Origin of the sequence: Hymenobacter sp. YC55 (assembly GCF_029433095.1) — a bacterium.
In the GTDB taxonomy this organism is placed as follows: domain Bacteria; phylum Bacteroidota; class Bacteroidia; order Cytophagales; family Hymenobacteraceae; genus Hymenobacter.
On sequence record NZ_JARNTX010000003.1, the window covers coordinates 123,850 to 145,985 of the forward strand.

General features: G+C 59.7%; 16 protein-coding genes. 9 read left to right on the forward strand and 7 right to left on the reverse strand.

Annotated elements, in window-relative coordinates; all coding sequences use genetic code 11:
* Nucleotides 1–307: 307 nt before the first annotated feature.
* The 4 genes from P1X16_RS20845 to P1X16_RS20860 form a co-directional block, all read right to left on the reverse strand.
* Nucleotides 308–1,576: a sodium:proton antiporter gene (locus P1X16_RS20845; protein ID WP_277233287.1), complete on the reverse strand. Its 1,269-nt coding sequence runs from the start codon at nt 1,574–1,576 to the stop codon at nt 308–310.
* Between the two features lie 106 nt (nt 1,577–1,682).
* Nucleotides 1,683–1,886: a helix-turn-helix transcriptional regulator gene (locus P1X16_RS20850; protein ID WP_277233291.1), complete on the reverse strand. Its 204-nt coding sequence runs from the start codon at nt 1,884–1,886 to the stop codon at nt 1,683–1,685.
* A gap of 6 nt (nt 1,887–1,892) precedes the next feature.
* On the reverse strand, nt 1,893–2,291 hold the full coding sequence (locus tag P1X16_RS20855; protein WP_277233294.1) for a hypothetical protein: 399 nt from the start codon (nt 2,289–2,291) through the stop codon (nt 1,893–1,895).
* Between the two features lie 302 nt (nt 2,292–2,593).
* The gene (locus P1X16_RS20860; protein WP_277233296.1) at nt 2,594–4,264 is read right to left on the reverse strand and encodes a glycosyltransferase family 39 protein; all 1,671 of its coding nucleotides are present in this window, start codon (nt 4,262–4,264) and stop codon (nt 2,594–2,596) included.
* 1,142 nt (nt 4,265–5,406) lie between these two features.
* Between P1X16_RS20860 and P1X16_RS20865 the strand changes: the two genes are divergently transcribed.
* The 4 genes from P1X16_RS20865 to P1X16_RS20880 all read left to right on the forward strand — a co-directional run bounded on the left by P1X16_RS20865 (nt 5,407) and on the right by P1X16_RS20880 (nt 9,278).
* Nucleotides 5,407–5,739: a TraR/DksA C4-type zinc finger protein gene (locus tag P1X16_RS20865; protein ID WP_277233299.1), complete on the forward strand. Its 333-nt coding sequence runs from the start codon at nt 5,407–5,409 to the stop codon at nt 5,737–5,739.
* A gap of 1,076 nt (nt 5,740–6,815) precedes the next feature.
* Entirely contained in the window at nt 6,816–7,982 is a 1,167-nt protein-coding gene (locus P1X16_RS20870; protein WP_277233302.1) for an acyltransferase, read from the forward strand.
* Between the two features lie 154 nt (nt 7,983–8,136).
* Nucleotides 8,137–8,976 (forward strand): hypothetical protein, encoded by an 840-nt coding sequence (locus P1X16_RS20875; protein WP_277233305.1) that lies wholly within the window; start codon nt 8,137–8,139, stop codon nt 8,974–8,976.
* A gap of 134 nt (nt 8,977–9,110) precedes the next feature.
* Nucleotides 9,111–9,278: a hypothetical protein gene (locus P1X16_RS20880; RefSeq protein WP_277233308.1), complete on the forward strand. Its 168-nt coding sequence runs from the start codon at nt 9,111–9,113 to the stop codon at nt 9,276–9,278.
* Between the two features lie 160 nt (nt 9,279–9,438).
* On the opposite strand, the gene P1X16_RS20885 is transcribed toward P1X16_RS20880, so the two are convergent.
* From P1X16_RS20885 to P1X16_RS20895, 3 genes are all read right to left on the reverse strand, one after another.
* Entirely contained in the window at nt 9,439–9,603 is a 165-nt protein-coding gene (locus P1X16_RS20885) for a hypothetical protein (RefSeq protein ID WP_277233311.1), read from the reverse strand.
* Nucleotides 9,604–9,736: 133 nt separating this feature from the next.
* A complete protein-coding gene (locus tag P1X16_RS20890; RefSeq protein ID WP_277233314.1) occupies nt 9,737–11,281 on the reverse strand; it encodes a SulP family inorganic anion transporter in 1,545 nt (514 codons plus the stop codon).
* Between the two features lie 641 nt (nt 11,282–11,922).
* Nucleotides 11,923–15,222 (reverse strand): malectin domain-containing carbohydrate-binding protein, encoded by a 3,300-nt coding sequence (locus P1X16_RS20895; RefSeq protein ID WP_277233316.1) that lies wholly within the window; start codon nt 15,220–15,222, stop codon nt 11,923–11,925.
* Nucleotides 15,223–16,441: 1,219 nt separating this feature from the next.
* Between P1X16_RS20895 and P1X16_RS20900 the strand changes: the two genes are divergently transcribed.
* From P1X16_RS20900 to P1X16_RS20920, 5 genes are all read left to right on the forward strand, one after another.
* Nucleotides 16,442–17,314: an AraC family transcriptional regulator gene (locus tag P1X16_RS20900; RefSeq protein ID WP_277233320.1), complete on the forward strand. Its 873-nt coding sequence runs from the start codon at nt 16,442–16,444 to the stop codon at nt 17,312–17,314.
* 122 nt (nt 17,315–17,436) lie between these two features.
* Nucleotides 17,437–17,886 (forward strand): VOC family protein, encoded by a 450-nt coding sequence (locus tag P1X16_RS20905; RefSeq protein WP_277233323.1) that lies wholly within the window; start codon nt 17,437–17,439, stop codon nt 17,884–17,886.
* Between the two features lie 1,776 nt (nt 17,887–19,662).
* The gene (locus P1X16_RS20910) at nt 19,663–20,778 is read left to right on the forward strand and encodes a histidine kinase (RefSeq protein WP_277233327.1); all 1,116 of its coding nucleotides are present in this window, start codon (nt 19,663–19,665) and stop codon (nt 20,776–20,778) included.
* Entirely contained in the window at nt 20,775–21,572 is a 798-nt protein-coding gene (locus tag P1X16_RS20915; RefSeq protein WP_277233330.1) for a LytTR family DNA-binding domain-containing protein, read from the forward strand. Before P1X16_RS20910 ends, P1X16_RS20915 begins: the two co-directional genes overlap by 4 nt.
* Before the next feature lie 126 nt (nt 21,573–21,698).
* Complete coding sequence (locus P1X16_RS20920) at nt 21,699–22,124, forward strand: DUF305 domain-containing protein (RefSeq protein ID WP_277233333.1); 426 nt, start codon at nt 21,699–21,701, stop codon at nt 22,122–22,124.
* The last annotated feature ends 12 nt before the right edge of the window (nt 22,125–22,136 follow it).

Below are 22,136 nucleotides of genomic sequence, written 5' to 3' on the forward strand. Positions count from 1 at the left end.
CCAAACCGTAGCCGAAACGCCGTTAATCCGCTACGCCGTGGTGCCCGCCCCGGATCCCCACCACCGCCTGCACACCGCAGGCGTGCTGCGCAATTTAAGTGCTTACCTCACGGTGCGCGTGTTCGAGAGTTTACCGCCCGCCAGTGGCTGGACGCGGCCACCTAGTTCGAAGTCGCTTCAGCCGAGAGCGGAATCGCGCGCCCCCAGGCAGCAGGTGCAACGGCCCGGTATCGGGCGCTTCGGCTATTCGTTGGCCGTCCCCTACCGTTTGGTGGCGCGTGGCCATCGGCACTTGCTCTTAGCCAGTTTAGTGGTCGTCAGGGGCAGTGGGTTCGACGGTGCTCAACCCCAGTTTGCGGACCAGCGCCCCGATACTGAGCCCCTGCACGATGATGCTGAACACCACCACCACGTAGGTGACCCCCACGATCAGATCCCGGGGCATGTCCTTGGCCAACGACAAGGCCAGCGCCACCGAAATGCCCCCCCGCAGCCCGCCCCAGGTCAGCACCCGCAGTGTGGCCCGGTCAAAAGACACCCGGCCGCGCAGCAGCGCCAAGGGCACGGCCAGCGACACCCAGCGGGCCGCCAGCACGAGCCCGATGGCCACCCCGCCCACCAGCAGGGTGGTGCGGCTGATGTCGAGCACGAGCATTTCCAGGCCGATGAGCACGAACAGCACCGCGTTGAGAATCTCGTCGAGCACTTCCCAAAACTTGTCGAGGTACTCCCGGGTCTGATCCGACATGCCCAGCGCCCGGCCCTTATCGCCCACGATCAGCCCGGCCACCACGATGGCCAGCGGGCCGGACGTGTGCAGGGCCGTGGCCAAGGCCGTGCCGCCCATCACCAGGGCCAGGGTCAGCAGCACTTCCACTTTGTAGTTGTCGATCGAGCGCAGGGCCCAGTACGTGAGGTAGCCGAGCGCGGCGCCGAGCACGATGCCGCCCACCGCTTCCCGCAGAAACAGCTGCCCGATTACGCCCGGCGTGGCGCGTTCGGCCCCGAAGCGGGCAATCTCAAACAAGCTCACGAACACGACCACGGCGATGCCGTCGTTGAAGAGCGACTCGCCCACAATCCGGATTTCCAGCCGCTTGTCGATGCGGGCCTGCTTGAGAATGCCGAGCACGGCAATCGGGTCGGTGGGGGAAATCAAGGCCCCGAACAGCAAACAGTAGATAAAGGCGGTGGGCAAGCCAAACAGGGGCAGCAGATAGTAGCAGGCGGTACCCACCAGGCCGGTGGAAAGCAGCGTGCCCGCCGTGGCCATGGCCCCCACCGCCGCGCGCTCCTGCCCCAGGGCGCGCACATCCACGTGCAGGGCGCCGGCAAAGAGCAGAAAGCTGAGCATGACTTGCATGAGCACGGTGTGAAAGTCGATGCTGCGCACGAGTGCACTCACGGTCAGCACCCCGGCCACGCCCAGCCGCCCCAGCCCAATGGCCAGCAGCGAGGAAACCAGGGCCAGAATCATCAAGCCGATTGTGCCGGGCAAACGCAGAAAGCGGTGGTTGAGATAAGCAAACACCGCCGCCACGACCATCAGCAGAGCCAGCGTATTGTAGAGGTCCATCACAGCAGGGGTTAGGCAAGGTATGCTTGGTAGACGGATTTAACGCCCGATAGTTGAAGTAAGCGTCTACGCTCCTAAGCAAAATGTCAGCTCCGCCGCTATCCTGCTACCAATCCGAGTCCTCTAATTGGAAAATTCCATCAACCGTTACCTGCAAGACCTGCGCAATTTTAAATGCCAGCAAGGTAGAAGGGATAAATTTACTGGTCTCAATAGCATTAATGGTTTGCCGGGAAACGTTGACTCTATCGGCTAACTCGGCTTGGGTCAGGTTATGGCGCGCGCGTTCCAGTTTAATCAGGTTTTTCATTACCCGCTACTCTCGGTGCTTGAGATAGTGAAAGGTCGCTAGCGCCAGTAGCAGGACGATGACCAGCGCTTGATAAGCCGAAAGAGATTGAATTAACTTGCTGGAATCAGGTTCTGGCAAACTTAACACCAAGTAATTAATAAGGTGGGTAATGCCAAGCCCTACCGGAAGGGCCCAGGTAAGAGCCTTAAATTTAAGTTGGTGCACGCGTTCGTCATCTATCTTTTCCTTGGAAAAAAAGAGAAAGGTCAACCCCCAACAGCCTAGTCCGGTGAGCAGATTAAGATCGAAGAGTTGATAACGCCAATACTTGGAAAAAAAGGCGTAAAAGCCCCAAAGGATACAAACTATACCCACCATTTTCATCTTATGGGAATAAGGAAACACCTTGCGTGCCGTGTTCATAACCAGTGAAGCTTGTATACTTTAAAGTAAAGTAAACTTTACTAAAAGACAAGTTTATAAGCCATTATTGTAAGGCGCATAAATCAAACGACGAGCTCGGATTTGTTTGCCTTTGCCATAAGACTACAAGGGGGTGCCCAGCTGACTCATCGTTTATAGTCTATTAGCCCTTTTCAAACGGTGAAAGTGTTATTAACCTAGGAATTAAGGATACAGGAGGAGCAGAGACACAGAATAATCAACTTAGTTACCTAATGAGGCAGGTAAAATTCTTGGCCGAGCAAGCAGTATGGCCCGGCATGTTATCTTAGTTCTAAAAGTAGTACCCGTACATCGGGGTTCGGATTGCCATCGGTGGGTACGTAGCGCTGCCGCACGGTTCCGATCTGCTGCAGGTGCTTGGTGAGCTGTTCGACGCCGTAGCCCTCGCGGAAATCGTGGCCCTGATAGTACCAGGCGGGCTGCCCGCCGTAATCGCCCTGGTTCATGTCCACGCCACTGTAAATCACCCACACGCGCTTTGGGTTGGGCGCGGAGTAGAGATCGGCATCCACCCGGGCGAAGTAGGCGGGGTAATTGTCAAGCTCGTAGCGCCGGTCCGGATCCACTACCGCCGAGAAAGGAAGCGCGTCCGCTGCTTTATAGAACGTGTAACCGGCCGCCGCATTCCAGTACACGTAGACGCCATCCCCGGCCCGGTAGTGCTGGCGTACGAACTGCAGGGCGTCGCGGTAATACGACATTTTGTAGCCGCTCAGCAGGTAAGGAGACAACGTCTGCGCTACGGCATTCTTCAAGGCGCCAGCCAGCAGCAACACGGTCAACCCATAGCCGGCATAGCGGAGGAAGGTTGATTTATGGCGCAGATACTCACTGCCGGCGGCCAGTAGCAGGATGACGAAGGGAGCCAGGAAAACTACCATGCGTTCGTAGAACGGGTAGCGGTGCAGGGCCGAGGCCGCCACGACGAGCAGCAGGCTGCCAGCGAGTAGAACGAGATACCGCTTATCGGCTCGCCAGAAATAAAGCATGCCCGCCCCCGCGAGCAGCACCGGCACGAGGGTCATGCGCTGCACAAAGCGCCGCAGATAGGCATTTTCCACCAGCTCATCCCACCACGTTAAGCCCAGGGGGGTATGAAAAAACACCACTGCTTTCTTGAGCAGCCATACCGCGCCCGCCACGGGTTGCAGGGGCACGTAGCCATCATACTTATAGAAGAAGAACACCAGCCAGCCCGCTTCCGACCCCGGCTTGGCATAAAGAAAGTAACTCAGGGCAAAGCTTACCAGCCACATACTAAACGGCAAACTCACGCGCCGAAGGGCCGACCCCTGCCGCTTGAGCAGGTACTCCCCACCGACCACCAGGGCCATGCCAGCCAAGACAAAGATGCTCGGGTACGAAAACCAGACGGCCAGGCTGCCGCCCAGGCCCCAGCGCAGCAAGTCAGCCCAACTCGTAGCATAGCGGTAGCGCCCGTAGAGCCAGAGCAGCAGCAGGGTCACCATCAAATCCGTGCCATAGGGTTTGGCTTCGACCGCGTGGTAGATGAGGGGAGTGGCCAAGGCGAGCAGCGCCAGGGCCACGAGCGCGCCGAAGGGCCGTAAAAAGTAGCGGGTGACGGGCACCAACAAGAACAAGGAAGCAATACCGGTCAGCAGCGAAAACAGGCGTAAAGCCAGTTCCGAGTTGCCAAAGAGAACGACGAACAGATGAGAGCTCAATAAGTAGCCGAGGGGGGCTTTCTGCAGATACGGCAGGGGCTTGCCCTGCAACAGTTCTTGAAAGCTCAGGTCCACGATGCCGGCATTGAGGTAGATCTCATCGGTCCACAGCGAACGATTGTAGAAGTAATGAAATAGCCTCAGGCCAATGCCTACCAAGAGCAGTAAACCGGTGGCTAAAGCATAACCAGCAGAGGGGGTGCGCGTTGGCACAACCAGGGTATCCGATCGGAGTTGAGCGAGCATAAGTTGAAAGTAGAGTCATAGTAGTTCCGCTTGCCTGACAAGCGGGACTAACCGATAGGCAACCGAGCAGCGGTAGCAACCAGCACGAGCGCGCAAGGATAGCTTACCGGAGGTAAGGAGGGAATTAACGAGGGAAGAAGGAGCAACTTGCCGAGTTGACACGGCATGCAGGCAAGCGCTCGATCCCGGCACCTAGCACACCACTAAGCGGGAAAGGGGACAGGGGAGGGTGGCCCGAGAGCAAAGAATGGGGCGCACGAGCTCGTCTACGGGGTGGTGCCGCAGGGACATAAGAGGAGAGCTCCGGTGCACGCAAGGTGGACCGGCCGAGGGAATCGGCTCGAGCAGAGGAAAGGCTTACGACCGTGCGGCTAAAATCACATTGGAGTAGAAGGGAACTAGTGGCAAGCAAAGATGAACGCCAGCGCTTACTAATCCAAGATTTTAATACTTATTTAATAATAGATTTAACTATTCAAGTGCATATATGCGAAGTAGAGCCGAAAGCTAATTCGGTTTAGCACGCTAATAGGTCTTTAAACTGTCCAATCCACCTGTCCCTAGGGTAAGCAGGTAAGTAGGTAAGCCTTTTTGTCAAGTAGGGGCGACGATACTTCGCTATTGACCTCCCGTAAAAGCTATTGGCACTTATTGCTCCCTTACCTGACCTCTTGTTGGGTAGCAAAAGAAATGAGCTTATTTAAAAATATTGTGATTATGTTATACTTTTGCTTGTAATAATGCAGGGCCTCAGCCGTACTTTATTTTTTACTCCCCCGTGACCTAACGGTTGGGGAGGTTGCCCGGACTGATAGATTTTCAGTCTTGGGGTAACTACGCATTCCCTTTATCCAAGGGGGCTGGCAACTCAGTGGACTATCTTTTCTGGCAAGCGGCTTCGCTGCAAGGCTACTGTTCTTGGGTCGGACCGTTTGGTTGGCCGCTGCATGTTCACTAAACAGGAAGAGTTACCTGCTCTGGTTGCCGCAACTGCGGCGCGACCGGCACTTCCGTGACCGCGTGTACGCCGGCCCCCCTCCTTGCTTGCCCTTCCCTGTTAAACTTCGTCCTGCACCACCTAGATTAAGTTCAGAGGGGAGGAAGACTATTTGTTGGTAGCTCATATTGCTTTTTACCCTCGTATGCTGACCGAGCAAACCCTGGACATCGTGCCCATACTTCAGGCCGAGATTACCGCTACCGAAGCGCAGATTGCGCAGCTTCAAGCTAAACGCGTCTTTGTGCCTCCTAAAAAGGAAACCAATCGCCGTTCGCGGCTCGAAGCCATCAATCAGCGACAACTACAGGAGGCGGCTTTGCGCCAAGCCATTAACCGGCTTCCGCAGTTGCAGCAATTGCTGAGCACGTTCTCCTTGCTTGGGGAGGTACGCTGCAGCCGCTGCGAACAAGCGATTCCGCTACGTCGCCTGTTGCTGCTGCCGCAGACGCGTTTGTGCGCCCCGTGTGCCCGCTGAGCCGTTTAGCCCGCCGTGCACCATTGTTGTATTGAAGGGGTTTCCATTGCAATAAAGAAGAGCCTGCTCGTCAGCTCTCGCAGGCTCTTGCAAGAAATATTCATCTCCCTGCTGGTTATGGCTTCGTTGAAACCGTGGATTTTTCAGTCTTTATTCCCCTGGCACTCGTTGTTCCAAACTGCTTTCCCGGACCGACCCTGGCAAAGACCAGCGCCGAGGGACTACCGGGGTTGGCGCGTGATTTGGCCCACCCCCCTTATTGCGGTTGATTGGGTTACTTGGCGACAGGCAGGCCTGCTTCCCCGTGCCTTGCAAACTGTTTGAAGCCAGACCCCGTCCTAGTGTAAGTATACACCCCGGCCTCTAACTGAAAAGCGACGAGGCGAGGCGAAGCAGGTACCCAAGTGAGGTACTGTTGAAAACCTTATGCCGAAATTGGTTTTTTCAGGGAAAACGAGTTTACCTCAACAACAGACTCCAGCATGGTAATCAACAACTAATGAACAAGCTACTTCCTTTTTTTATAGAAACTTGTTTATCTTATTTTAGCTTTAACCTGTTTTACTAATTGAATAATTCAACTACAATTAAATAGTTTAATTATTACTTGACTTGGAAGTAGTAAAATTCCATCTTTGTTGAACACTACCCCCTCCTCTACTCCAATGTGATTTTAGCCGCACGGTCGTAAGCCTTTCCTCTGCTCGAGCCGATACTCTCGGCCGGTCCACTTTGCGTGCACCGGAGCTCTCCTCTTATGTCCCTGCGGCACCACCCCGTAGATGAGCGCGCGCGCCTTGCCTCCCGGCTCAGGCTGCCTCTCCCTACTCCTTCCTCCTGATCGGTATGCGCTAGGCGCTTCCCGCCTACGCGGGTCAGCCCTTCCGAGCACGCCGTGTCCCCTCGGCTTGTTGTTCTTCCGCTTTCGGCAGGAAACGACGCGTCATGCCCTTGCTTTCCGGACGAACCGGGCTTTTAATAGCCCTGATCGGGTAGCCTTATGCCGTACCAGCCCGACCGCATTGCCCACTGCGCGCTGTTCCCCGCTCTCCCACCCCCTCTGTTCCACACCTGTTATGCTAGCCCAAGATTCTACCCCCTCGCACGTCAATAATTTCGACTTTTTACGCCTGCTCTTCGCCACCTTCGTCATCACGGGCCATTCCTACTACTTAGCCGGCGTACCGGAGCACGACTCGTTGTGGCTGTTCTCGCACGGGCAAGAAAAGTTCTCGAAGCTAGGCTTGTGGGGCTTTTTCGCCATTTCCGGCTATCTGATTACCAAAAGCCTGTTGCGCAGCCCTTCCTTGCCCGACTACTACTTCAAGCGGATGATCCGCGTTTTCCCCGCCCTGTGGGTGATGGTGGGCCTCACGCTGCTCGGGGTCTACTACTTGTTTGATTCCCGCCTCGGCTCGTACTGGCAAAATCACGCCGTGCCCCTGTACGGGTTGAACCTGGTGCTGCGCCTGCACACGAGCATTCCCGGCGTGTTCGCCCACAACCCCGTGCCCCACGTGCTTAACGGCTCGCTGTGGACCGTGCCCTACGAAGTGTTCTTTTACTTGCTGATTACCCCGCTCTTTTTTCTGCGCCACCACCTGGTGTGGTTGCGCGGCGTGGTGCTGGCAACTTTCGGCCTGCTGCTGGCCCTGCAGCTGACGGGGAACGTGTACTATCCCACCTATAAATTAGGCCTCATCGCCGACCAGATCATTTTCCTGGGTCTCTTCTTCTCGGCCGGGGCCCTGCTGGCGCTGTTTCCGGCCTGGGTGCGCAACGCGCAGTGGCGCCAGCGCACCGTGATCGTCACGGGCCTACTGCTGCTAACATTGCTCTACGGAGGTGGCTACACTTCTGCCCGGTTCGTGCTGATTCCGCTGTTCGTGATTGCCTTGGGCGAGAGCAACTACCCGGTCCTGAGCTGGATCCGCCGCTACGGCGACATCAGCTACGGCGTCTATATCTGGGGCTGGCCCCTGCAGCAGGTGCTCGTGCACGTGCTGCACCCCTCCCAACCCGTGCTCGCGGTGCTGAGTGTACTGCTGGCCTGGGGCGTGGGTGCCTTGTCGTGGCACCTGATCGAAAAGCCCGCCCTGCAGCTCAAGTGGCGCCGGGCGGTACTGCCCCTTCCCGCGGTGGCAGTTAGCGAATGGCCCCGGGCGGTAGTTAGCCCTTTCATCGGTATCGCCCCCGCGCCGGTGCCGTCTTTGCGCGAGCGCCAACCCGTGGCCCACGACTAGCTTAGGCCGCTCTCTTTCTTGCGCGTCAGGGCACCCTCGCCTCACGTGCAAAATGCCCCTGCGCTCAACTACCCCCTTGGGCAGGGCTGCTGACGCATCCTGCCCAAGGGTAACCCTTGCCCTGTTATACCGCTCGTTTATTCGCTCTCCCGTTATGTTTTTCCAACAAATCCAGATCGACAATACGGCCATCTCCCTGGTCAAAGGCTTTTTACCGCAAGCCCGTGAATACCGGCACGTGTTTGCTTTACGCGAGCCCCAGCCCCTTATCCGCGTTTTAGAAGGGTCCGTGCTGCGCCGGGAATACCGGCTCGAGACGCGAACAACTAATCCCGACCTGACCGGGCAGTATCTGCACGCCAGCATTCGCTTATCGTCTGCGGGAATTCTGCAAATCGAGGGGATCCTGTCTCCTGATCCGCACCGCTACCCCACGTGGCAAGACCCCGGGTTTGAGGCGATCCGGCTCCAGCCTTGCTTTCTTCGGGCCCCGCAGGACGAAAGCTTACGGCTGCCCGGGGCCGGCCTTTTGCAGCGCGGACTGCACTACAGAGACCAGCTTACGCCCGCAAAACTGCGCTGCGTCTGCGTCTGCGACCACTGCCAGCAGAGCTTTAGTGTGCAGCACCTGCATGCTGGCCAGGCGCGGGGACTGTATTTCTATTCCGATGATAGTCACCAGACGCTCTTCGTGCCCACTAGTCGGTTGGTGCCGCTGCCCTCCCCTAGCCAACTTCGCGCGCAGCCCGCGTTCCTGCGGCAGCTAGAAGCGCAACTCCCGGTGCCTACGTACGGGAGCGGCGCCTACCGCTACTACAATCCGTTTCGGTGCCCACATTGTCGCGCTCTTTTCGTGGACTTCCTCGGCAACCCCTTTCGCCGGGCCCAAGAGCAATACGGCTGTTACCTTTTGAATCACACCGTGCAGACCCTCGGCGAAGAAGACGAAGTCGCGTTCCAGCCAAGCCGTAACAGCGAGGTGTTCGCTGCCTAGGGATAAGACGCTCTTTTACCGAAACAGACAAACGATTAAAAAAATAGTACTACTTTCATCCCCCCCACGGTACCAGACCCCCTCAGGGCCGCGGGCGTTGCTTTTTCGCCCCTGCCCACCACACACCGCTTCTAATGGAAACTGCATTACTCGTTTTACTCGTCCTGCTTTTGGGCTTAGCGACCTTCGTAGGTTTCTCGATCCGCCGCCACGCCCACGAAGTGGCGCGCAATCTGCGGGCCCACCAAGCCTACCAAGTCCAGCAAGCCACGGAACAAGTAAAAGAAAAAGAACCGGCCTAAGCCGGCCAGCGACTCGCCTTCTTCCCTCTTAGTAGAGGGTAATTCGGTTATAGGCTGATCCCCCCTTTTCCGACGACCGGTAGCTAGGTTAACTACATCGGCTGGCGCTACCCTACCCACGTGGCTTTTGCGGGTTGTTCATCCCTCGCCTCGTTTACGGCTACCGGCCGGGCGCCAGCCAGGGTCCGACCGACAAGGGCCAGGCAGTGGCCAGCAAGCCGACCACCAAGGCAAACAGCAACGCGACGGCCAGCCACCACTGCAAGCGCTGGTACGGACCGGTGGGGCGGGGCCACCAGAGCAGCCCCGGCAACAGCAACGGCACGAGGCTGCGGCCGGGCCCGAGGCCGGCGAACCGCAGCCCCACGCACGTCAGCAGGGCCAGCAACGTACCCGCGAGCAGCAGATACTGCTGCCAGCGGGGAATCTGGGGAACGGGAACCATCGGAGCCTGGCCGTTAGTAGCGCTGGTTGGCGCCCGCTACCTGGTAGAGGGGATCTTCCACGACGTTGACCTCGATCAGGGCGTGGGCCTTGCCCAGCAGCCGGCGGCAATCGGGGCTCAGGTATCTCAGGTGCACGGTTTTGCCCGCCCGGTGGTAGCGCTCGGTGAGCTTGTGGAGCGCTTCGAGGGCGGACATGTCCGCCACCCGGCTGTGCTGAAAGTCGATAATCACCTGCGCCGGGTCCCCCACTACGTCGAATTTCTCGCTGAAGGCCTGCACCGAGCCGAAGAAGAGCGGCCCAAAGATTTCGTAGTGCCGCACCCCCGCCGCGTCGACATACTTGCGGGCCCGGATGCGCTTGGCATTCTCCCAGGCGAACACCAAGGCCGCGACAACCACGCCGATGAGCACGGCCAGCGCCAGATTATGTAGCAACACCGTGATGCCGGTCACCAGCACCATCACCACCAGATCGGCCACGGGCATCTTGCCGAAGGTCTTGAGCGAGGCCCACTCGAACGTGCCCACGGCCACCATCATCATCAGCCCGGTGAGCGCGGCCATGGGCACGCGCTCGATCAGCGGGGCCCCGAACATAATAAAAACCAGCAGCATGAGGGCCGCTAGGATGCCCGAGAGCCGGGCCCGGGCCCCCGAGGAAATGTTGATCAAACTCTGGCCAATCATGGCGCAGCCACCCATGCCAAAAAACAAGCCCGAGAGCACATTGGCCGTGCCCTGCGCCACGCATTCGCGGTTGGTCTGGCCCCGAGTTTCGGTGATCTCGTCAATCAAATTAAGGGTGAGCAAGCTCTCGATCAGCCCCACCCCGGCCACGATGGCCGCGTAGGGAAAGATAACCCCGAGCGTCACGAGCGTGAGCGGCACGGCCGGGATATGAAAAGGTGGGAAGCCGCCTTTGATGGCGGCAATGTCCCCGACCGTTTTCGTATCGATGCCCAAACCGATGACCAGCGCGGATACCACGACGATGGCCGCCAGCGAAGCCGGCACGGCCTTGGTCAGGCGCGGCAAGCCCACGATGATGGCCATGGTAAGGCCCACGAGTCCAAGCATCGTATACAGGGCAGTCCCCGTCAGCCAGTGGCTAATGCCCGCCGCGTCTAGGGTCTGAAACTGCACCAGCTGCGAGAGAAAAATGATGATGGCCAGCCCATTGACAAACCCAAACATAACCGAGTGGGGCACCAGGCGAATAAACTTGCCTAGCTGCAACAAGCCCGCGGCGATTTGCAGCAGCCCGGCCAGGATCACGGTGGCGAAGATGTATTCCACGCCGTGGCTTTTCGTTAGCGCCACCAGCACCACGGCCACGGCGCCGGTGGCGCCCGAGATCATACCGGGCCGCCCGCCCAGCAGGGAGGTCACCAAGCCCATCATAAAGGCGGCGTACAAACCGACTAGGGGGGAAACCTTCGCAATCAAGGAAAAGGCCACGGCTTCCGGCACCAGGGCCAAGGCCACCGTCAGGCCGGAGAGAACTTCGTTTTTATAGTTGACTTGGTACTGCGTGAAGTAGGCGAGAATGTGTTGCATAAAGACGCACCGAGACGAGCAAAAGAAAAGGCTGCCGCCGGCAAGCCCCCGCATACGCATGGGCACCCGCGACTGGCCGGCAGCAGCTGAGAAGAAAGAAAAAGGAAGACAAGCAGCGTCTCTCTGTCGAGGAGACGAGCTACGCGCCGGTAGCCCGGAGGGCCACGAAAAGCCGCGCGGGCCGTTTCGGCTAGCGGCAAAGAATTAGGGTGCCAGACAGAGTGCCGCCCCCTCGAAAAGGGCCGGGGCTACCGAGCAAGACGAGCAAAATCGCTTACCTGCGCTAGGCGGGCACTACCCTCACGGGGGCGTAAAGAAGGGGAGGTGGCTGAGAGGCTGGGCCATAAGAAGGCCTAAAGGTACGTCGTTTTCTTTGGCGGCCTACTCGGCCGTTGCTTCTCATAAGCTACCCGGGGTCCTGCTACCCGGGTCCTGGCTTCGCTGAGGCCTGCCGAAAGCGCCAGGGTCACGGGGGCGCGTCGGTACCTTAAGGGAGCAGCCTCCAAAAAACAGACAGCGTCAGTTGACCAGATAAACTCTGATCCGCTGACGCTGTCCGTAACAACAAGCAGGTGGTTTTTGGGCAAGGAGTAACGTGGGCAGCTCGTTTCCGAACGCGTCCGCTTAACCGACCCGCACGCTTAGTTTCGCTGCACTTTCACCCGGGCTCGCAGTCCCTTGCCTTCCAGCAGGAGGTAGTAGAGGCCGGGTTGGCGGAGCTCCCGCGTCAAATCAAAGGCCAGAGTGGTCGTAAGCGAAGGCAGTTGCCGTTTCCCGGTTGTTACTTGCGCGCCGGTCGCCGAGAGGAGCGTGTAAGTGAGCTCGCCAGCATACCCGGGCGCGAGCAACACGCGGAAGCGCCCGTCTAGGGTTGGATTGGGGGAGAGCTGCAGTTCGTGCTCGACCGGAGCTAACGCGGGGGCCACAGCCGCTAGCAGGCGGGCCTGGTTACTGGTGGCGCCGGTAGTCAGTACTTCAATCGCTGCTACTTTGGGCTCATCTTCCCCACTAGTACCCGGGGCAAAGACCAGGGTGAGTTGGCCGTCGGCCACGTTGACGGTGAAGGTTTCGACAACGGCGGTGTTGGGTCCGGCTTTGCGCACAATGTCGTAGGCACTGAGCACCTTGGTCCCCTCGGCTGTTACGTCGAAGACGCGCTGGCCGGGGTCACTAAAGTAGACTTCGGCGAAGTGGAGTTTGACGGTGTAGGTGCCATTGCTTAGGGGTAGGTTGTAGCTCATCGAACCCCACCGCTCGGTCTGGTACAGCACGTCGTCCAAAGTGCCGGCAATGGCCGCGCCACCCCCGGAGGGGAAGCCGCCGCTGACATACGGCTGATCGGCCGCGAAGGCCAGGCCCGAGGTAGTAAGCGCGGGCCCGCCCGCGTTGAGGCGGTAAAGAGCCGTTACGCCCCCGCTAGAAGGGGCATTGACCAGCACGCTTACTTGATCCGCGGCACTCGCCAGGCCCGTATTGTCTTTCACGACTAAGCTGAAGACGTAGGTACCCGCCACCAAGCTGTTCACGGTGGGAATGGCTGCGGTTTTGCTGGTGAAAACGGCCGTATTGGGGCCGCTCACTTGCGTCCAGGCATAGCTGGCAATCGTACCATCGACATCCGTACCCGAGCCGTTCAAGGTCGTGCTACTGGTCGGCAGCGTCAGGATCTGATCTGCCCCCGCGTTGGCAAGCGGGGTTTGGTTGCCCGTGGCGCTGGCCGCCAACACTTCGATGGCTGACACTTTGGGCTCGTCTGCGCCAGCAGAACCCGGGGCAAAGACCAAGGTGAGTTGGCCGTCGGCCACGTTGACGGTGAAGGTTTCGACAACGGCGGTGTTGGGTCCGGCTTTGCGCACAATGTCGTAGGCACTGAGCACCTTGGTCCCCTCGGCTGTTACGTCGAAGACGCGCTGGCCGGGGTCACTAAAGTAGACTTCGGCGAAGTGGAGCTTAATGGTGTACGTGCCATTGCTCACCGGCAGCGCATACGTCATCGAACCCCACCGCTCGGTTTGGTACAAGACGTCGTCCACGGTACCCGCGATGGGGTTGGAACTGTCGGCTTCATTGCCCCCGCTTACGTACTGGTCGGCCGCGAAGGCTAGGCCCGAGGTAGTAAGCGCGGGGCCACCGGCGTTGAGGCGGTAGACGGCGGAGCCCCCCCCCGTCGGGGCCGCGTTGACAAGTACGCTCACCTGATCGGCCACGCTCGGCGCGCCGGCATTATCGGTCACCACTAAGCTGAACACGTACGGGCCCGCGACCAACCCGCTCAGGGTCGGCTGCGCTACGGTTTTGCTGGAGAAGACGGCCGTGTTGGGGCCACTGACTTGCGTCCAGGCGTAGCTGGCCACGTTGCCATCCGGGTCGGTGCCCGTACCCGTTAGGCGGGTGCTGCTCGTGGGCAGGGCAAACGACTGGTCGGCGCCCGCATTGGCCACGGGGGGCTGGTTGCCGGTGGAGTTGAACGTGAAGACCTCGATGGCCGAAACCTTCGGCTCGTCGGCGCCGGCGGGACCGGGGGCAAAGGCCAGCGTCAGCTGCCCATCGGTGACGGTGACGGCGAAGGTCTCGCTGGTGGCCGTGTTCGGGCCCACCTTCATGAGAATATCGTAAGCGCTGAGCACCGTGGTGCCTTCGGCCGTCACGTCGAAGACGCGCTGGCCGGGCGCGCTCCAATAGATTTCGGCGAAGTGCAGCTTAACGGTGTAGGTGCCATTGGCTACCGGCAGGTTGTAGCTCATCGACCCCCAGCGCTCGGTCTGGTACAAGGCGTCATCGGTCGTGCCCGCAATGGGGCTGGCGGTGTCGGCGGCATTGCCCCCCGCGGCGTATTGGTCGGCGGCGAAGGTCCCGCTCGAGGCCGTAACGGCCAAGCCCCCCGCGTTAAGCCGGTAACGAGGAGCTGAAGAGCCGTTGATGGTCACGGTAACTTGATCGGGCGCACTGCGCAGACCAGCATTGTCAGTTACCACCAAGCTGAAGACGTACGTGCCCCCCACAAAACCGCTGACCGTCGGCGACGCTACCGTCTGACTGGAGAAGGTCACCGGGGCCGGGCCACTAACCTGGGTCCAAGCGTAGCCTACCACCGTGCCGTCAGCATCCGTCCCGGACCCATTGAGCACGGTATTGTTGGTGGGGCCCACGGGCATAATCAGCTGCTGGTCCGGGCCCGCGTTGGCAACGGGTGGCGTCTGCCCCCCCGGCGCCCCAAGCAGCGCTTGCAGGGCCGCGTACCAGCGCGCGGCCATCTTTTCCTCGCCGCCCTGGTTGAGGTGAATGTTATCGTAGAGGTCGGTAGCGGCATTAAAGCCCGTATTCATGTCCACCAGCACCACGGGCGAGAGCGCCGAGTTCTTCTGCTGGGCCAGGGCGGGTAGCAGCGCGTTGAGCAGGTTGATGTCGTTGTTGGGCGTGGGCGGGGCCGTAACCAGGGGAATGAGCTGGGCGAGCAGGATCTTGACGGTCGGCCGGGCCGCCCGCAGCCGGTCAATTACCTCGCTTAACTCGTCGCGGGTGCTCTCCGGGGTTTGCCGCTGCAGTACGTCGTTGGTGCCCGCGTGCAGCAGCACGATGTCGGGCTGGGCGTCGCGGGCAAACTGCTGGGCGTAGTCCCGGATCTGTTCGGTTCGCCAGCCAGCCTGGCCTTGGTGGTCGGGGTCGAAATCCGGGTTGGGCGGCGGCCCCCCGTAGTTTTCGTGCTCCGAGCCCACAAAGTCTACGCTGTAGCCCCCGGCTTGCAGCTTATGCCAGAGCGCGCGGCGGTAGGTGTTGTAGTAGATGGTGCCGTGGGTGTGCGAATCGCCCAGGGGCATAATCCGGGTTTGCGCCGAAGCGAGCACGGGCGAGAGCAGCAACCAGAGCAACCCGCTGAAAAGCACCGCTCGCTTGGCGCGGTAGGCACGCGGCGTCGCGGCGGCCGGGTAAAAAGAGGGCATGAGAACAGGTGTGAAGGAATGGAAGCAGAAAACGAAGCCCGACAGTCCAACAACACGATTCAAATATAAGTATACAAACTTAAAATATCACCATTAGCAAGAAAACGGCGTTTCAATCTTGACATTCCTCTACCTTCTAATCTGATAATAGCGGCCGTTATGTCCTATTGTAAATTGAATATCAGCTACTTGTGTTAACACATTCAACTACATAAATTGTAGGTTTTATTGGAAGAAATGACTTGCTCTTATCTCTACCTGCAGTTCTTACGTAGGATTCCGGATCAATAAGAAGCTTATAGGTCGACTATCGAGGTCAAAAACGTGTTCGGGGGACACCTCGGCCTAGCAGTCAGCCAGCTGGAACGGTGCCAATACTGCATGAAGTAGCAGTAGTTCTTCCGCGTATTTAAGCGCTTATACCCACATTGAGGGCACGGCATTGGGCTGTTATGCTCAAACTCATAGTGGGAATACCACTAACAGAACTCCTTTTCCTTCTCCTTCCAAATCTGACCTTAGAAGTCTGCATAGTTCGGTGGCTTACATAGTAGGCGGTGAGGCGGATATGGCAACACTGAACGCAAAGCATGATTTTAGCCGCATTGAGAAGGTTCTGGCTCCGTGAGCCTTGTATGACTTCTCGGCTGAGGCAAAGAAAACCGGCAGCAAAATAGATGGTCATTACCCAGCTGCCTACCAAGAACCGCATGAGGGTGACTTTAGTAAAGTTGGACGTGCTTGGTTGCAATGGCAGTTGAGAGGAGATAACACTGCCGCAAAAATGTTTCAGGGACCGAATTGTGGCCTTTGTGCTGACAAGAAATGGTCCGTGCAGAAAAAGAACATCGATTAACGTGGACTCTACACCCTGAAAATCACTTGATTTTGCCCGGCACCTACACGGCCAGGGTATAAGCGGCACCTAGCTGCTGGGTCCGGGCACTCGTCAGGCTACTTGCTGCTAGTGCTGCCATTACCAACAAGTAGCCTGACCGATTACGCAGCCCTGTGTTCTTGTTGGGGTAGCGTGAGAGCAGGAACAGAAAACCCCGCTAAGGAGGGTCAGCTGCTGTAAACAAGTGGAAGTTAGCATTGCTAAACCGGCAAGCTGAATTCCGTTCTTCACAACAGCTCAGGTACCCGCCTCCCAAGTACCCCAGCCAAGGCCCTTATCTGGTAACCAGTGCGTATGCTTAACCGGTTACTTTCGCTTACGATGCATTTTCTCCCCGGCCCTATTCCTACGCAAGCTATGTTTCGCCACCCCAGCGAGCGTGCCCGGCTGGTCACTGTTCGCCACAGCGACAGCTTACTCGACCAGCGTAAAAGCTGGCTGTTACCGCACCGCAAGCAGTACTACCTGCTCCTGCTCTTAACGACGGGCAGCGGCCGGTACTGGGTTGACACGGTGCCGTATGAGTTCCGGGCCGATTCGCTGTTCTTTTCCACCCCTGAGCAGGTGCACGCCAAGGAAGAGGTCCGGACCTCGGGCACAGCCATTTGCCTCACGCCCGAGTTCTTTGCGCTGGCCACCAACGCCGACCTGCGCCAACTGCCCTTTGTGCAGCACCCCCACCTGAGCCACGCGCTCCGGCTCGCGCCCGCCGATTGGGCAGAGCTGCGCTCCCTTTGCCAGCGCCTCGTGCAGGAGTATGAGCAGCCGGCCGACCTGCACGACGAGCTGCTGTATGCCTACCTGCGGGTGCTGCTCCTCACCCTCGGTCGTCGCTGCTACCAACAGCTCGGTGGGGCCGTGCCGGGGCCAGCGTCCCCAAGCCTCTCCGCCCGCCTGCAAGCGGGTATCGAGCACCATTACAAAACGCTCCGCGATGTAGCGGCCTACGCCCGGCTGCTGCACCTCTCCGCCAATCACCTCAACACGGTGATAAAAGCGCAGAGCGGCAAGACGGTGCTCCAGCACCTACACGAGCGCCAACTGCTCGAAGCCAAGCGCTTGCTGTACCATACCGAGCGGTCGGTGAAGGAAATTGCTTTCGAGCTCGGCTTTCAGGATGCCGCCTACTTTACCCGCTTCTTCAAGCGCCTAACGGGCGTTACGCCCCTGCATTACCGCACGGCCAGTGAATAGTACCAGCCTTCCCACCGGATGTACTGGTGAAAGCCCCTGCTACTCCTGACTTGACCGGGTAATTTGCGGTTGTACTAGCACCTACCGACGACGACCACCGTGGTCGCCCAAAAAAAGAACGAATGGAAAATACCAAACTACCGCTGCCGGCGAAGAACGCCGAAGGCATCAATGGAAAAATGCGGGCCGACCACGTGGCCTTGCGCACGCTTGACTTCGCGGGTACGATCGGCTGGTACACGGAAAAGCTAGGGTTTCGCCTACTCAAGCAGGTTACGTTGGGCGACTTGCAGCTCGCCTTCCTGGCTCCGGCTAACGACGACAACTTCTGGGTGGAAGTGTTGAGCAACGGCCCAGCCAGGGAGCCTCAGGCCACCCCGCCGCCCATCACCTCCGGCTTTCAACACTTGTGTCTCACAGTCGAAAACGTCGAGGAGACGCTCGCCGCCCTGCGCGAGCGCGGTGTCGAGGTTACCCGGGAGCCGTTCGATGTGCCGCCCCTGGGTAAGCGCTGCGGCTTTGTGGCCGACTTGCACGGCAACACGCTGGAGTTCATTCAAAATATTGACTGAAAGGCCCCAATAGCCCAGTAGGGTCGACAACCCGTCTGGTGGCCAGCCAGACCTGCTGAGCGGCGGAGGTTTACCCTTCCTCAGGCTACCTGCCTGCCTGGCCCGCCGGATAACGCGCGCCTCAACTTCACGGTCGAGGTGCGCTCCGCCCACTTTCTACGCTCCTACTCTCGGTTGCCCCAGCGTGTGAACCAGAAGCACAGGGCCTCCTTTCTGGGCATCACCCCCGAGTTCTTGAGCATGCTGCGCAGAAAGCGCGCAGGAGAGCGTTCTGAAAGTAGTTCAAGTAACAGCCGGTGGTTGTCCTGCCCCTTTGCCTGCTGAATACGCTAAACGCAGGAAATCCCTCATACCGGCTTTTGAAAGCCGATACGAGGGATTTGAACAGTCCGTCAACAGGTTGCGGACTGGCTTTGCTATCTGCCTGGTTGGTGCTTGTGGGGCTTCAAGCCAGGGTGCTTCGGCTGGTATTCTAGGGTAACCCTTCTTCTTCTGTCGGGTGTGTCTAGTGGCTGTTGCAGAACTCTCAACGGGCAACCGGATGGGCAGTAAGAGTTGATCAACCGGGCTAAAAAGTCTGTATTCAGCTACTGAGTGCAGCCAATGAGGACTGCAAGAAAGCTTTACCAGAATAGAGACCGGGTTCTGCAACAGCCACCCCGTGCCTACCCAAAGCCCAAGCTTGGACCCTAGGCAACGCAGGTTTTTAAATGATTTACCTCCCGCAACTCTCGTCTTTAGCCTCGACTATCATGCCAAAATTTATTTCTTCATTGATCATATAGGGTTCGTTTATCACTTGTGCAGGCCGTCCTTTCCTTTAAATGACGGTTAGTTTAAGATGGCTGACAAGCTATTCAACGATCGTTTATCACTATTCTTGAGTGACAAAGCAGGTGTGAAGTCATAGGTGTCTTCGCTACCGCTGTTTCACAGGGAGGGTAAGCTGGCCGCGCGTCCCTTCCCGGGAGCTGACCTGACGGACCTGGTCACCCAAGCGCACCCTAGCAATACGTTTCGCCACAGCACCGAACTTGTTTTGTTACGGCGACGGGTATTTCGCGCAGTTCTTGAAAGGCTCGGAAGTTGCAGCTCCCAAGCTTTATGCCACGATCCGGCAAGACCCGCGCCATGACCAGATCGTCCCCCTTAGTGACGGGGCCGGCCCTACGCGCTGGTTTGTCAACTGGCGCATGGCCCTCACGTTCCCGCCGGCTAGTGCTTTTCACCGGTTGCTGAGCCCCCTCGAAGCCCGGCAGCATACGCTCTACAGCCCCAGATTCCCATTGCAGATTCACCCTTGCAAACCTCGCCGCCAGCCTTCACTACCTTGGGAGTCACTCGCGAGGGGGCTGTGCAGAGTGATCCGTGCTGTTCGCTGAGTGCCGGAGCACCTGCGGCTAGGTTCGATTAGAGGCTAGGAAAGGGGTGGCCCGTCGTTGTTCGCTATACGCTAGCGCGGGTAGCGGATCCAGACACCACAGAAAAGGCCCGCCTGTTCGGGCGGGCCTTGGGTCTGAGGACCGGAAATTTTTTAGAGACGCGCAATCGGATCGGCAGTACCGTCCGGATCACTTTTACGGTGCCGCTGAGCGGGATGCTTTTGCCACGCAGCAGCACGCCCGCCATGTGGGGCGTGGCCACGGATGTGCCACTGATAAGTAGGTTACTTTCCTGCTACAAGAGCAAGCAGCAGAAAAGCCAGGTAAGCGCGGCGAAAGGCCACCTCAACGCGTCTGCCTTCAATAGCGTTGGAGGAGTACTATCTTTGACGCTATGCCCACCCCGCCTACCACCGAAAGCTCATCGTCCTTCCGGCCCCTGGTCCCGGGGCCGGTTATTGCGCTGGCCTGGTTGCTGTTCAGCGGATTCATGGTGCTGCTGATCTTTGCGCAGAACCTTTCGGCCGGCACGCCCACCCACTGGGGTGAAACCCTGGGTGGCCGCCTGCTGCACGGCCTGCTCTGGGGCTTGCTCACGCCGGTGGTGTTTGCCCTAGCCACGCGCTTCGACCTGACCGAGCGCCGCCGCCTGCTGCCCAACCTGCTGGTGCACGCGGCCGCCAGCTACGGCCTGACCCTCCTGTACCGCCTGGTCTACGCTGGCCTGATGTCCGTGCTGGGGGTGCTGCCCGGTACCCTCTCGCTCACCACCGTGGTGGCCAATGCCAATACCTGGGTACCCATTTACTGGATGCTGCTGTGCATGGCCTACGCCGTGCAATACCGGGAGCGGTTTCGCCAGGGTCAGGTGCAGGCGGCCCAACTGGAAACCCAGCTCGTGCAGGCCCAGCTGCAAGCCCTGAAAATGCAGCTCCAGCCCCACTTTCTGTTCAACTCCCTGAACGCCGTCTCGGCCCTGATGGGCACCGACGTGAAGGCGGCCCGGCGCATGCTGGCGCAGCTCAGCCAGTTTCTGCGCCTCGTGCTCGAGGGTAGCGACACCCAGGAAGTGACCCTGGCCCAGGAGCTGCACCTGACCCGCCTCTACCTGGCAATCGAGCAGACCCGCTTCCCCGACCGCCTGGCCGTGGCCTACGACATTGCCCCCGGCACGGAAGTCGCCATCCTACCCGCCCTGCTGTTGCAGCCGGTGGTGGAAAACGCGGTGCGCCACGGCCTGGCTCCGCAGGCGGGGGTCGGCCAACTGGCCATCAGCGCCCAACAGGAGGCCGACCGGCTTGTTGTGCAGGTGCAGGACAACGGCCAAGGCAGCGCCAATACCGCCGTGCGGGGCCTGGGGCTGCGCAACCTCGAAAGCCGGCTGGCTACCCGCTACGGCACCGACTACGCCGTGCGCGTCGAAACCGCGCCCGGCCAAGGCTACTGCCTGCGCTTGTCGCTGCCCTTCCAGGCGGCTCCTGCGCCCGGCCCCGCACCCCTCGCCGCATGAGCACGCCGATCCGCACCCTGCTGGTTGACGATGAGCCGCTGGCCCGCGGCCTGGTGCGAGAGCTGCTCGCCGACTTTCCGCGCCTGACCGTCGCGGGCGAGTGCCAGAATGGCACCGAGGCCCTCGCGGCCCTGCAAGCCGGGGCGTACGACGTGGTCTTTCTGGACGTGCAAATGCCTGACCTCGACGGCGTGCAGGTGCTGCAACGCCTACGGGCCGCGGGCCATCCGCTCCCGCTGGTGGTGTTCGTGACGGCCTACGACCAGTACGCCGTGGCGGCTTTCGGGCTGCACGCCGTGGATTACTTGCTGAAGCCCCTCGACCCCGACCGGTTCACCGAGTGCGTGGACCGGGTACAGCAGCAGGTTACGCAGCGCCAGACCCAGACCCTCAATGCCGACCTGGCGGCCCTGCTCCAGGCCTGGCCGGGCCGGCCCGGTTCGGCCCCGCCGCCCGAGTACCAGGACCGGTTTGTGGTCAAGCAACCCGAGCGGCAGTTCTTCGTGCCCGCGACCGAGGTGTGCTATCTCGAAGCCACGGGCAGCGGCGTGCTGCTGCACACGGCCCGCGCCACCCACCCCGTGCGGGCCACGCTGGGCCAGCTCGCCGAGCGGCTCGACCCCGCTCACTTTCTGCGCATCCACCGCTCCTACGTCATCAATACCAGCCACATCGTGGAGTTTAAATCGTGGACCCACGGCGAATATCTGTTTCGCATGACCAACGGGCAGCACGTCAGCTCGGCGCGCAGCTACAACGCGGGCATCCAGCAGTTTTTGAAGCGCTTCGCCTAGCCCCCAGCAACCAAAAAAGCCAACTCAGGGCCGAATAAGGCCAGCTGGCCGCCGGACCCTGGCAGGGGCTGACGGCTACTCGTACGTTTGCTTGTCAATCAATAAGCCGTTGGCTACCAGACAATCATGAGAACCCGATTCCTGTTAACCGGCCTGCTGCTCGGGGCCGTACCGGCCGCTCAGGCCCAGCACCAGCACCAGATGGCCACCATGAGCCACGCCCCCAGGGCGGGTCTGCCCATGGGCCCGACCGCGGCGCCGGGCAGCCCAGTAGCCGCCTTCCAGCACGGCATGGACTCGGTCATGCTGGTAATGGACGAGGGCATGCGCCGCATGGATGGGGCGAGTCCCACCGACCTCGACGCCAGTTTCGCGGCCATGATGGTGCCCCACCACCAGGGGGCCGTGGACATGGCCCGCCTGCAGCTGCTCTATGGCAAAGACCCGGCGCTGCGCCGGCTGGCCCAGAGCATCATCGCCGAGCAGCAGGTCGAGATTCAGCAAATGCAGGCCTGGCTGCGTCAGCACCCCGTGGCTTCTCCCACGCACTAACTACCGCCGGGT